Origin of the sequence: Micromonospora sp. NPDC049048 (assembly GCF_043197615.1) — a bacterium.
GTDB lineage: Bacteria > Actinomycetota > Actinomycetes > Mycobacteriales > Micromonosporaceae > Micromonospora.
Genome location: NZ_JBICTM010000002.1, coordinates 914,007 through 926,154, shown reverse-complemented (window position 1 = coordinate 926,154; position 12,148 = coordinate 914,007). Strand labels below are relative to the sequence as shown.

Here is a 12,148-nt window from a genome sequence, read left to right as displayed (position 1 = left end):
GGAGCGCGAGGAGTGAGCGGAGCGAGCCCCGCAGTCGCGAGCGAAAGGCAAGCACTGTGACCGACGTAGCGAAGCAGACCGAGACCGTCACCCTCACCATCGACGGTGTCGAGGTCACCGCCCCCAAGGGGGCGCTCCTGATCCGGGTCGCCGAGCAGCTGGGCACCGAGATCCCCCGGTTCTGCGATCACCCGCTGCTGGCTCCGGCCGGCGCGTGCCGCCAGTGCCTGGTCGAGGTGGAGGGGCAGCGCAAGCCCGTCGCCTCCTGCACCCAGACCGTCGCCGACGGCATGGTGGTACGCACCCAGCTGACCTCCCCGGTCGCCAAGAAGGCGCAGGAGGGGGTCATGGAGCTGCTGCTGCTCAACCACCCGCTCGACTGCCCGATGTGCGACAAGGGCGGTGAGTGCCCGCTGCAGAACCAGGCGATGTCCACCGGGCGCACCGACTCGCGGTTCCACGAGCACAAGCGGGAGTACCCGAAGCCGCTGCCGATCAGCACGCAGGTGCTGCTCGACCGCGAGCGCTGCGTGCTCTGCCAGCGCTGCACCCGGTTCTCCGAGGAGATAGCCGGCGACAAGTTCATCGACCTGATGGGCCGGTCGTCCGCCGAGGAGATCAACATCTACCGGGACGAGGACTACGGCGTGGAGGCGGGCGGCGGCTGCGCCGGCTCGGCCTCCGACGAGGCCGGGGACGTGCCCTTCAACTCGTACTTCTCCGGCAACACGGTGCAGATCTGCCCGGTCGGCGCGCTGACCGGCACCCAGTACCGGTTCCGGGCCCGCCCGTTCGACCTGGTCTCGACCCCGAGCGTCTGCGAGCACTGCTCGGCCGGCTGCGCCCAGCGCACCGACTGGCGGCGGGGCAAGGTGCTGCGCCGGCTGGCCGGCGACGACCCGGCGGTGAACGAGGAGTGGAACTGCGACAAGGGGCGGTGGGGCTTCCAGTACACCCGCGCCTTCGACCGGCTCACCACCCCGCTGGTCCGCGACCCGCAGACCGGCGAGCTGCGTGAGGCGGCGTGGAGCGAGGCGCTGGCCGTCGCCGCCGAGGGACTGCGCGCGGCGCGGGACGGCGGGCGGGGCACGGCGGTGCTCACCGGCGGCCGGCTGACCGTCGAGGACGCCTACGCGTACGCCAAGTTCGCCCGGGTCGCGCTGAACACCAACGACATCGACTTCCGGGCCCGGCCGGTCTCCCGTGAGGAGACCGACTTCCTGGCCAGCTCGGTCGCCGGGGTCACCGACGTCACCTACGCCGACGTCGAGAAGGCGCCGGCGGTGGTGCTGGTCGGGCTGGAGCCGGAGGAGGAGTGCCCGATCCTCTTCCTGCGGCTGCGCAAGGCGTACCTGAAGAAGAAGCTGACGGTGTACGCGATCGCGCCGTTCGCCACGCGCGGCCTGGAGAAGCTCGGCGCCAAGCTGGCCCGGGTCGTGCCGGGCGAGGAGGCCAGCGTGCTCGCCGAGCACGCGACGGTCGCCGAGGCGCTCGGCACCGAGGGCGCGATCCTGATCGTCGGCGAGCGCCTGGCCAGCGTGCCGGGTGGCCTCTCCGCGGCGGTCGACGTCGCCCGGCGTACCGGCGCGAAGCTGGCCTGGGTGCCGCGGCGCGCGGGTGACCGCGGCGCGGTCGACGCGGGCTGCCTGCCCAACCTGCTTCCCGGGGGCCGCCTGGTCAACGAGCCGGCCGCCCGGGCCGAGCTGGGCGAGGCGTGGGACATCGCCGCCGGCGTCATCCCGAGCCAGGCCGGCCGGGACACCGACGGCATCCTCGCCGCCGCCGCCGGCGGTCAGCTCGGGGCGCTGGTGGTGGGCGGGGTCGACCCGGCCGACCTGGCCGACCCGCGACTGGCCGAGAAGGCCCTGGACGAGGTGCCGTTCCTGGTCAGCCTGGAGCTGCGGATGAGCGCGGTGGCCCGCCGGGCCGACGTGGTCCTCCCCGTCGCCCCGGTGGCCGAGAAGGCCGGCAGCTTCCTGGACTGGGAGGGCCGGCTGCGCACCTTCGAGGCGGTGCTGCACACCGCCGCGATGACCGACGGCCGCGTGCTGGACGCGCTCGCCGCGCAGCTGGACGTGCAGCTCGGCACGGGCGACGTGCTCAGCGTCCGCCGCGAGCTGGGCGCGCTGCCGCGCACCCGCACCGACCGCCCCGCCGCCCCGTCGGTCGAGCCGGCCGCGGTGCGCGAGCCGGGCGCCGGTGAGGCGGTGCTCGCCACCTGGCACCAGCTGCTCGACCTGGGCAGCCTCATCGACGGCGACGAGCACCTCGCCGGCACCGCCCGCCCGCCGGTGGTCCGGCTGGGCAAGGGCACCGCGGAGGCGCTCGGCGTCGCCGACGGCGACGCGGTGACGGTGGGCACCGACCGGGGGGCGCTGACCCTGCCGGCGGCGATCACCGAGATGCCGGACGGCGTCGTCTGGCTGCCCACCAACTCGCCCGGCTCGACCGTGCGGCGCAGCCTCGGCGCGACGTCCGGAGCGGTCGTACGGGTCTCCGCCGCCGCGGTCGCCGCCGACGAGGCGGACCGTCCGGGCCCGCTCCTCAACGCAGGGGGTGTACAGCAGTGAACGCGGTCTACCTGGCCCAGGATCCGACGCTGGCCGACTTCGGCCGGGACCCCTGGTGGCTGGTCCTCGGCAAGATCGTCTTCGCGTTCGTCGTCGCCGTGCTGGCCACGCTCCTCGGCGTCTGGTTCGAGCGCCGGGTCGTGGGCCGCATGGCGGTGCGCCCCGGCCCCAACCAGGCCGGCCCGTTCGGCCTGCTGCAGACCCTCGCCGACGGCCTGAAGCTGGCGTTCAAGGAGGACATCCTCCCGCGGACCGCCGACAAGGTCGTCTACTTCTTCGCCCCGGTGATCTCGGTGGTCTGCGCGGTCACCGCGCTGGCGGTGATCCCGTTCGGGCCGATGGTCAGCATCTTCGGGCACCGGACGCCGCTACAGGTCACCGACGTGCCGGTGGCGGTGCTGGTGGTGCTGGCCCTCTCCTCGCTGGCCGTGTACGGCATCGTGCTCGGCGGCTGGGCCAGCGGCTCCACGTACCCGCTGCTCGGCGGCCTGCGCTCCGCCGCCCAGCTGGTCTCGTACGAGGTCACGATGGGCCTGAGCGTCGTCGCGGTCTTCATGACCGCCGGCACCATGTCGACCAGCGGGATCGTCGCCGCCCAGGGCGACGGCACCCGGCTGAGCATCGGGGGCTTCGAGGTTCCGGCCCCCGGCTGGTACGCGCTCCTGCTGCTCCCCAGCTTCATCATGTTCTTCATCGCCATCGTCGGTGAGACGAACCGGGCGCCGTTCGACCTGCCCGAGGCCGAGTCGGAGCTGGTGGCGGGCTTCCAGACGGAGTACAGCTCGCTGAAGTTCGCGCTCTTCATGCTCAGCGAGTACGTCGCGATGGTGACGATGTCGGCGTTCACCGTGACGCTCTTCCTCGGCGGCTGGCACGCCCCGTGGCCGATCACCGGCATCTGGGCGGGCGCCAACTCCGGCTGGTGGCCGATGCTGTGGTTCTTCGGCAAGGTCATCATGCTGGTGTTCGTCTTCGTCTGGCTGCGCGGCACGCTGCCCCGGCTGCGCTACGACCAGTTCATGCGCCTGGGCTGGAAGGTCCTGCTCCCGATCAACCTGGTCTGGATCCTGGTCCTGGCCGGCCTGCGCTCGATCGAGGACTGGGACTCGCGCAGCAAGCTGATCGCCGTCGGCATCCCCGCCGGCATCCTGCTGCTTGCCACGCTGTTCTGGCCGAGCCGCAAGCCCCAGCCGAAGCCGACGGTCCAGGAGCAGGTCAACGACCGGCCGCACGGCAGCTTCCCGCTGCCCCCGATGGACCTGCAGGTACCACCGAGCCCGCGCACGAGGCGTGTGGTCGCCGAGCGGGAGCCGGCCAACATCGCCGCCGGCCCGGACTCCAGGGAGGTGTGACGTGGGCGCGATCACCGGAACGTTCAAGGGCTTCGGTGTCACCTTCTCGCACATGTTCAAGAAGGTCATCACCACCGACTACCCGTTCAAGCCGCCGGTCTCGGCGCCGCGCTACCACGGGCGGCACATCCTCAACCGGCACCCGGACGGGCTGGAGAAGTGCATCGGCTGCGAGCTGTGCGCCTGGGCCTGCCCGGCCGACGCGATCTACGTCGAGGGTGGCGACAACACCGAGGAGCAGCGCTTCTCGCCGGGTGAGCGGTACGCCAGCACCTACCAGATCAACTACGCCCGCTGCATCTTCTGCGGGCTCTGCATCGAGGCCTGCCCGACCCGTTCGCTCACCATGAGCAACGAGTATGAGCTGGCCCGGGACAGCCGGCAGGACCTGATCTTCACGAAGGAGCAGCTGCTCGCGCCGCTGCTGCCGGGCATGGAGCAGCCGCCGCACCCGATGCGGCTGGGCGACAGCGAGAAGGACTACTACGTCGGCGCGCTGACCAACCCGGGCACCTCGGCCGGCGCGGAGCACTCGGCCAACAACCCGGGCCGGTACCAGGTGGAGGAGCACCCCGGTGTGACCTTCCCGGGTGCCGAGCAGCACGCCCAGCGGGCGGCAGCCGCCAAGGGAGACGGAGCATGACCACGCAGACGGTGCTCGCCGCGGCGGGCGAGGTCTCCAGCGGGGAGCAGGTGACCTTCTACATCCTGGCCCCGCTGGCGCTGATCGGCGCGATCGGGATGGTGGCGGCGCGCAACGCCGTGCACTCGGCCCTGTTCCTGGTGCTGACGATGCTCTGCCTGGGCGTGTTCTACGTCCTCCAGGCCGGGCCGTTCATCGGCATGGTGCAGATCATCGTCTACACCGGCGCGATCATGATGCTGTTCCTGTTCGTGCTGATGCTGGTCGGCCGCGACGCCTCCGATTCGTTGATCGAGACGCTACGGGGCCAGCGGGTCGCGGCCGTGGTGCTCGGGCTCGGCTTCGCCGGCCTGGTCGGCAGCGGGCTGTGGCGCGCCCTGGAGGGCACCACGGCGATCGGCCTGGAGCAGGCCAACGCCGAGGGCAACGTGCAGGGCATCGCCCGGCTGCTCTTCACCAAGTACGTCTTCGCCTTCGAGCTCACCTCGGCTCTGCTCATCACGGCCGCCATCGGTGCGATGGTCCTGGCCCACATCGAGCGGCGCAAGGAGGACAGGATGGACCAGCCGACGACGATGCGGGCGCGCTTCGCCCCGGGCAACTACCCGGGCCCGAAGCCGGGACCGGGTGTCTTCGCGACCTCCTCCTCTGTGGCCACCCCGGCCCGCCTGCCGGACGGCCGGCTGACCGAGCGGAGCACCCCGGACATCCTGCCGGTCCGCGAGCTGACCGACCGGGAGACCACCCTGAAGGGGACGGAGAAATGACCCCCGACTACTACCTGGTGCTGGCCGCCGTGCTCTTCACCATCGGCGCGGTCGGTGTGCTCATCCGGCGCAACGCGATCGTGCTCTTCATGTGCATCGAGCTGATGCTCAACGCGGCCAACCTGACGCTGGTCACCTTCAGCCGGATCAACGGTGACCTCAACGGCCAGATCATGGCGTTCTTCGTGATGGTGGTGGCGGCGGCCGAGGTCGTGGTCGGGCTGGCGATCATCATGGCGATCTTCCGGACCCGACGCTCCGCGAGTGTCGACGACGCCAACCTGCTGAAGTACTGAGGGGTCCTGCGGTGGGAACGATTCTGACGAACGCCCCGGCTGAGCCGGTGGGCACCGTCGCCTACGCGACGGCGGACGGGCTGCTGGGCAGCGTCTGGCTGCTGGTGGCGATCCCGCTGGTCAGCGCGGCGATCCTGCTGCTGCTCGGCCGGCGGGCGGACCGCTGGGGGCACTGGCTCGGGGTGGCCGCCATCGGCGCCGCGTTCGTGCTGGGCCTGACCTACTTCTTCCAGCTGCGTGGGCTGGAGAACAAGTCGGTCGAGCTGAGCCTGTGGGACTTCATCACGGTCGGCGACCTGCGGGTGGACTTCGGTCTGCTGTTCGACCCGCTGGCCGCCGTGTTCGTGCTGCTGATCACCGGGGTGGGCTTCCTGATCCACCTCTACGCGGTCGAGTACATGTCGCACGACGCGGGACGTCGGCGGTTCTTCGCCTACTTCAACCTGTTCGTCGCGGCCATGCTGCTGCTGGTGCTCGGCAACAACTACGTGATGCTCTACTTCGGCTGGGAGGGCGTCGGTCTGGCGTCGTACCTGCTGATCTCCTTCTGGTACGAGCGGCCGAGCGCCGCCACGGCCGGCAAGAAGGCGTTCCTGATGAACCGGGTCGGCGACGCCGGCCTGGCGATCGGCATCTTCATCATGTTCGCCACCCTCGGCACCACCCAGTACGACGAGGTCTTCAACGGCGTCGGCTCGCTGACCGCGACCACGGTGCTGGTGCTCGGCCTGCTGCTGCTGCTCGGCGCGACCGGCAAGTCCGGCCAGTTCCCGCTCCAGGCGTGGCTGCCGGACGCGATGGAGGGCCCGACCCCCGTGTCGGCGCTCATCCACGCCGCGACGATGGTCACCGCCGGCGTCTACCTGATCGCCCGGTCGAACCCGATCTTCTCGGCCAACTCGACCCTCCAGCTCGTGGTGGTGAGCGTCGGCGCGCTGACGCTGCTGATCGGCTGCATCATCGGCGCGGCCAAGGACGACATCAAGCGGGTGCTGGCCTGGTCGACGGTCAGCCAGATCGGCTACATGTTCCTCGGCGTGGGCCTGGGCGGTGCCGCGTACGCGCTGGCGATCGTGCACCTGCTGGCGCACGGCTTCTTCAAGGCCAACATGTTCCTCGGCGCCGGCTCCGTCATGCACGGCATGAACGACCAGGTCGACATCCGCCGCTTCGGCGGGCTGTCGAAGTACATGAAGGTCACCTGGATCACCTTCATGACGGGTTGGCTCGCCATCATCGGCATCCCCCCGCTGTCCGGCTTCTTCTCCAAGGAACCGATCATCGTGGCCGCGTTCGAGCGGGACGACTGGACGGCCTGGCTCTTCGGCATGGCCGCGCTGCTCGGCGCCGGGCTGACCGCGTTCTACATGACCCGCCTCTTCGTGCTCACGTTCCACGGCCCGAAGCGGTGGACGGAGGACATCGAGCACCCGCACGAGTCGCCGAAGCTGATGACGATCCCGTTGATCCTGCTGGCAGTCGGCTCGGTCGGCGCGGGTTGGCTGCTCTCCACCTCGGTGCCGGACTGGCTCACCGCCACGGCCGGACTCGGTGCGGCGGAAGGGGAACACCACGCGGTGCTCTCGCACACCGTGATCACGATCCTGTCGATCCTGGTCACCGTGCTCGGCGCCGGGCTCGCCTGGTTCCTGTTCCGCAAGGGCACCGCCATCGCGCCGCAGCCGGCCGGGGTACTGGTCACCGCCGCGCGGAAGAACCTCTACACCGACGCGTTCAACGAGGCCGTCTTCGAGAAGCCGGGCATCTTCCTCACCCGGGCGCTGGTCTACCTCGACAACCGGGGCGTCGACGGGCTGGTCAACGGCCTCGCGGCGGGGATCGGCGGCGGCTCGGGTCGGCTCCGGCGGCTCCAGACGGGCTTCGTCCGGTCGTACGCCACCTCGATCCTGACCGGCGCGCTGCTGGTCCTGGCGGCGTTCCTGGCCGTCGAGGCGGGGTGGCTGACGTGATCGACCACTTCCAGGCGGCCGTCACCGGCGGACCGCGCAGTGACGACGGAGGTAAGGCCGCATAATGTCCGACTTCCCGTTCCTCTCGGTGCTCACCGTGGCACCGCTGGTCGGTGCCCTGGTGGTGGCCTTCCTGCCGCGCAGCCGGCCGGAGCTGGCCAAGCAGGTGGCGCTCGGCTGGTCGCTGCTGGTGCTGGCGCTGTCGGTGGTCATGTGGGTGACCTTCAAGGTCGGCGGTGACCGCTTCCAGTTCCGCGAGTCCTACGCGTGGATCCCGAACTGGGGCGTCAACTTCACCTTCGCGGCGGACGGCATCGCGCTGGTGATGCTGATGCTGATCGCGGTGCTGGTGCCGCTGGTGATCCTGGCGTCGTGGCACGACGCCGAGTCGTCCAAGCGGTCGGTGCCGGTCTACTTCGCCCTGCTGCTCGTCCTCGAGTGCACGATGATCGGCGTCTTCGCCGCCGCCGACGTCTTCCTGTTCTACGTGTTCTTCGAGGTCATGCTGGTGCCGATGTACTTCCTCATCGGCAGCTACGGCGGCCACCAGCGGCAGTACGCGGCCGTGAAGTTCTTCCTCTACTCGCTGGTCGGCGGTCTGTTCATGCTGGCCGCTGTCATCGGCCTCTGGGTCGTCGGCGGGAAGACCTTCGACTGGCAGGCGCTGTCCCAGGTGGACATCTCCACCGGCACGGAGCGCTGGCTGTTCCTCGGCTTCTTCCTCGCGTTCGCGATCAAGGCGCCGTTCTTCCCCTTCCACACCTGGCTGCCGGACGCCGGTGGCGCGGCCCCGGCGGGGGCGGCGGCGCTGCTCGTCGGCGTGCTCGACAAGGTCGGCACCTTCGGCATCCTGCGCTACTGCCTGCCGCTGTTCCCGGACGCGGCCAAGTGGTTCGCCCCGTGGGCGCTGGCGCTGGGCGTGATCGGCATCATCTACGCCGCGCTGCTGGCGGTCGGCCAGAACGACCTGAAGCGGCTGGTGTCGTACACCTCGATCGCGCACTTCGGCTTCATCGGGGTGGGCATCTTCGCCTTCACCACCCAGGCCGGCACCGGTGCGGTGCTCTACATGCTCAACCACGGGCTCGCCACCGGCCTGCTCTTCCTGGTGGTGGGCATGCTCATCGCCCGGCGCGGCTCGGCGCTGATCAGCGACTTCGGCGGCGCCGGCAAGCTGGTGCCGCTCCTGGCCGGGGTGCTCTTCTTCGCCGGTCTGGCCTCGCTCGCGCTGCCCGGCACCGCGCCGTTCGTCTCCGAGTTCCTGGTGCTGATCGGCACGTTCACGGTGAACAAGCCGGTCGCGGTGATCGCGACGCTCGGCATCATCCTGGCTGCCGCGTACGTGCTGTGGATGGTGCAGCGCACCACCCAGGGCACGCTCAACCCGGCGCTCACCCAGATCGACGGCATGAAGCGTGACCTGAACCTGCGCGAGAAGTTCGTGGTCGCCCCGCTGATCGCGCTGATCGTGCTGCTCGGCTTCTACCCGAAGCCGGTCACCGACGTGATCAACCCGGCCGTGCAGGCGACCATGCAGGACGTCGGCCGGACCGACCCCGCCCCGACCTCGGGCGGCACCGTCCAGGAGGCGGCCAAGTGAGCGCGAGGAGTGAGCTTGCGAGCCCCGCAGTCGCGAACGAAAGGCCGGCAGCGGTGAGCGCGAGGAGTGAGCTTGCGAGCCCCGCAGTCGTGAACGAAAGGCCGGCAGCGGTGAGCGCGAGGAGTGAGCTTGCGAGCCCCGCAGTCGCGAACGAAAGGTTTGCGCAGTGACCGAGCTGAAACTGCCGTCGATCGACTACGCGGCGCTCGCTCCCACCCTGATCATGTTGGGCGCCGCGCTGCTGGGCGTCCTGGTCGAGGCGTTCGTGCCCCGCCGGCTCCGGCACGTGGTGCAACTGTCGCTGGCCCTGCTGGCGGTGCTCGCCGCGCTGACCATGGTGGTGCTGGCGGCCGACGAGCGGAAGATCACGATCGGCGGGGCGATCGCCGTGGACGGGCCGACGCTCTTCCTCCAGGGCGCGATCCTGGTCCTCGCCGCGATGGCGCTGCTGCTCATCGGTGAGCGCTCGGTGGAGCGGGGCGGGGCCTTCGTCGCCCAGGCCGCGATCACCGCCGAGTCGACCGACGACCGGCGGCAGGCCGAGGGCAAGAACGGCCTCACCGAGGTCTACCCGCTGACCACGTTCGCGATCGGCGGCATGCTGATCTTCGTGGCGGCGAACGACCTGCTGACCATGTTCATCGCGCTCGAGGTCTTCTCGCTGCCGCTGTACCTGCTCTGCGCGCTGGCCCGTCGCCGGCGGCTGCTGAGCCAGGAGGCCGCGCTGAAGTACTTCATGCTGGGCGCGTACGCCTCGGCCTTCTTCCTGTTCGGTGTGGCCCTGATCTACGGCTTCACGGCGGGCATCCCGGGCCGGCCGGCGGGTGTCGACTTCGCCACCATCGACGCCGCCGTCGCGGACTCCCCGGCCAGCCCGCTGCTGCTCTTCGCCGGCATGGCGATGCTCGCCATCGGTCTGCTCTTCAAGGCCGCGGCCGCCCCCTTCCACGTCTGGACGCCGGACGTCTACCAGGGCGCGCCGACCCCGATCACCGGCTTCATGGCCGCCTGCACGAAGGTCGCCGCGTTCGGCGCCCTGCTGCGGGTGTTCCACGTCGCATTCGACGGGGCCCGCTGGGACTTCACTCCGGTCCTCGGCGTGGTGGCGGTGCTGACCATGCTGGTCGGCGCGGTGCTGGCGGTCACCCAGACCGACATCAAGCGGCTGCTGGCGTACTCCTCGATCGCCAACGCCGGCTACCTGCTGGTCGGCGTGCTGGCGCCGGGGGCCGAGGGCATCTCCGGGACGATGTTCTACCTGGTCGCGTACGGCTTCTCGGTGCTCGCCGCGTTCGCCGTGGTGACCCTGGTGCGCGACGCCGACGGGGAGGCCACCCACCTGTCCCGCTGGGCCGGGCTGGGACGGCGCTCGCCGTTCTACGCCGGCATCTTCACCTTCGTCCTGCTGGCCTTCGCCGGTATCCCGCTGACCAGCGGCTTCACGAGCAAGTTCGCGGTCTTCGCGCCGGCGCTCGACGGCGGGCAGGCGTGGCTGGTGATCGCCGGCGTGCTGACCAGCATGGTGCTGGCCTTCCCGTACCTGCGGGTCGTGGTGATGATGTGGCTCTCCGAGCCCGGTGAGTCCACGCCGACCGTCGCCGTCCCGGGCGGGCTGACCTCGGCCGCGCTGATGATCGGCGTGATCGCCACGCTGGTGCTCGGTGTCGCGCCCGCGCCGCTGCTCGACCTGGCGACCGGCGCCGCCGAATTTGTCAGATGACCGACGCTGACGCCCGCGGGGGCCGGTACGCCACGGCGTGCCGGCCCCCGCGCCGTATCCCCCGTCCCGAGCAGGTCGGAGGGGTGTGGCATGGTTGATGGCGTGGTGAATCCGGCTGGCGAGCGTTCAGATGCCCCCGGGTCCGGCAGCCGTCGGACCAGGGCGAGCACGAGTCAGTTCGGCGCGCTCGGTCTCTATCTCGCCGACCCCCGCGTCGAGGCGTCCGTGCTGGGCCTGTTGGACGGCGTCGAGTCCGAGCTGCGCGCGAGCGTGGCGAGCGCCGACCCGTTCGTCACGGAGGCCGCGCGGCACCTCGTGGAGGCCGGTGGCAAGCGGTTCCGCCCGCTGCTGGTGGCGCTGGGCGCGCAGTTCGGCGACCCGGCCAACGCGCAGGTCGTACCGGCCGCGGTGGTGATGGAGCTCACCCACCTGGCGACGCTCTACCACGACGACGTGATGGACGAGGCCGCCGTGCGCCGGGGGGCGCCGAGCGCCAACTCCCGGTGGACCAACTCGGTCGCCATCCTCGTCGGCGACTACCTCTTCGCCCGCGCCGCCGACATCGCGGCCGACCTGGGCATCGAGGCCGTACGCCTCCAGGCGCGCACCTTCGCCCGGCTGGTGCACGGCCAGATCGCCGAGACGGTCGGCCCCCGCCCCGGCGACGATCCGGTGGCCCACTACCTCGACGTGATCGCGGGGAAGACCGGCTCGCTGATCGCCACCTCGGCCCGCTTCGGCGGCATGTTCGGCGGTGCCGCCCCGGAGCACACCGAGGCGCTGGCCGGCTACGGCGAGACCATCGGCGTGGCCTTCCAACTCTCCGACGACCTGCTCGACATCGCCTCGGAGTCGGTGGAGTCGGGCAAGACGCCCGGCACCGACCTGCGCGAGGGCGTGCCGACCCTGCCGGTGCTCTACGCGCTCGCCTCCGACGACGCCGACGCCGCCTCGGTGCGGCTGCGGGAGATCCTGGCGACCGGCCCGCTGACCGACGACGACCTGCACGCCGAGGCGCTCGGCCTGCTGCGCGAGAGCCCCGCGCTCAAGCGGGCCCGGGAGACGGTCCGCAGCTACGCCGAGGAGGCCCGGGAGCAGCTCTCGCCGCTCCCGCAGGGGCCGGCCCGCCGCGCCCTCGAATCCCTCTGCGACTACATCGCCGACCGCACCAGCTGACGCGCCGGTCGAGCGGGCGGACCGGGGCCCAGGAGCGCGTGGTGGGCAGCCGGG

At 71.0% G+C, this 12,148-nt stretch carries 9 protein-coding genes; all 9 read left to right on the top strand.

Features of this window, described 5'->3' with window-relative positions; translation table 11 throughout:
- Positions 1 to 56: 56 nt before the first annotated feature.
- The 9 genes from ACGFIG_RS09830 to ACGFIG_RS09790 all read left to right on the top strand — a co-directional run bounded on the left by ACGFIG_RS09830 (position 57) and on the right by ACGFIG_RS09790 (position 12,094).
- The gene (locus ACGFIG_RS09830) at positions 57 to 2,570 is read left to right on the top strand and encodes an NADH-quinone oxidoreductase subunit G (RefSeq protein WP_393001021.1); all 2,514 of its coding nucleotides are present in this window, start codon (positions 57 to 59) and stop codon (positions 2,568 to 2,570) included.
- Positions 2,567 to 3,922 (top strand): NADH-quinone oxidoreductase subunit NuoH, encoded by a 1,356-nt coding sequence (nuoH, locus tag ACGFIG_RS09825; protein ID WP_393001019.1) that lies wholly within the window; start codon positions 2,567 to 2,569, stop codon positions 3,920 to 3,922. The genes ACGFIG_RS09830 and nuoH overlap by 4 nt, the downstream gene beginning before the upstream one ends.
- A gap of 1 nt (position 3,923) precedes the next feature.
- The gene (gene nuoI, locus ACGFIG_RS09820) at positions 3,924 to 4,565 is read left to right on the top strand and encodes an NADH-quinone oxidoreductase subunit NuoI (RefSeq protein ID WP_393001017.1); all 642 of its coding nucleotides are present in this window, start codon (positions 3,924 to 3,926) and stop codon (positions 4,563 to 4,565) included.
- A complete protein-coding gene (locus ACGFIG_RS09815) occupies positions 4,562 to 5,332 on the top strand; it encodes an NADH-quinone oxidoreductase subunit J (RefSeq protein WP_393001015.1) in 771 nt (256 codons plus the stop codon). The genes nuoI and ACGFIG_RS09815 overlap by 4 nt, the downstream gene beginning before the upstream one ends.
- The gene (gene nuoK, locus ACGFIG_RS09810; protein ID WP_132232104.1) at positions 5,329 to 5,628 is read left to right on the top strand and encodes an NADH-quinone oxidoreductase subunit NuoK; all 300 of its coding nucleotides are present in this window, start codon (positions 5,329 to 5,331) and stop codon (positions 5,626 to 5,628) included. Before ACGFIG_RS09815 ends, nuoK begins: the two co-directional genes overlap by 4 nt.
- Positions 5,629 to 5,639: 11 nt before the next feature.
- Positions 5,640 to 7,598 (top strand): NADH-quinone oxidoreductase subunit L, encoded by a 1,959-nt coding sequence (gene nuoL / locus ACGFIG_RS09805; RefSeq protein WP_393001013.1) that lies wholly within the window; start codon positions 5,640 to 5,642, stop codon positions 7,596 to 7,598.
- A 64-nt stretch (positions 7,599 to 7,662) separates the two neighbouring features.
- A complete protein-coding gene (locus ACGFIG_RS09800; RefSeq protein WP_393001011.1) occupies positions 7,663 to 9,198 on the top strand; it encodes an NADH-quinone oxidoreductase subunit M in 1,536 nt (511 codons plus the stop codon).
- Between the two features lie 166 nt (positions 9,199 to 9,364).
- The gene (gene nuoN / locus ACGFIG_RS09795; protein WP_393001009.1) at positions 9,365 to 10,918 is read left to right on the top strand and encodes an NADH-quinone oxidoreductase subunit NuoN; all 1,554 of its coding nucleotides are present in this window, start codon (positions 9,365 to 9,367) and stop codon (positions 10,916 to 10,918) included.
- Positions 10,919 to 11,008: 90 nt separating this feature from the next.
- On the top strand, positions 11,009 to 12,094 hold the full coding sequence (locus ACGFIG_RS09790; protein ID WP_393001007.1) for a polyprenyl synthetase family protein: 1,086 nt from the start codon (positions 11,009 to 11,011) through the stop codon (positions 12,092 to 12,094).
- Positions 12,095 to 12,148: the final 54 nt, after the last annotated feature.

Coding starts and splice junctions, on each gene's coding strand:
- ACGFIG_RS09815 (WP_393001015.1), top strand. CDS start 4,562: ATGACCACGCAGACGGTGCTCGCCGCGGCGGGCGAGGTCTCCAGCGGG.
- ACGFIG_RS09790 (WP_393001007.1), top strand. CDS start 11,009: ATGGTTGATGGCGTGGTGAATCCGGCTGGCGAGCGTTCAGATGCCCCC.
- nuoK (WP_132232104.1), top strand. CDS start 5,329: ATGACCCCCGACTACTACCTGGTGCTGGCCGCCGTGCTCTTCACCATC.
- ACGFIG_RS09800 (WP_393001011.1), top strand. CDS start 7,663: ATGTCCGACTTCCCGTTCCTCTCGGTGCTCACCGTGGCACCGCTGGTC.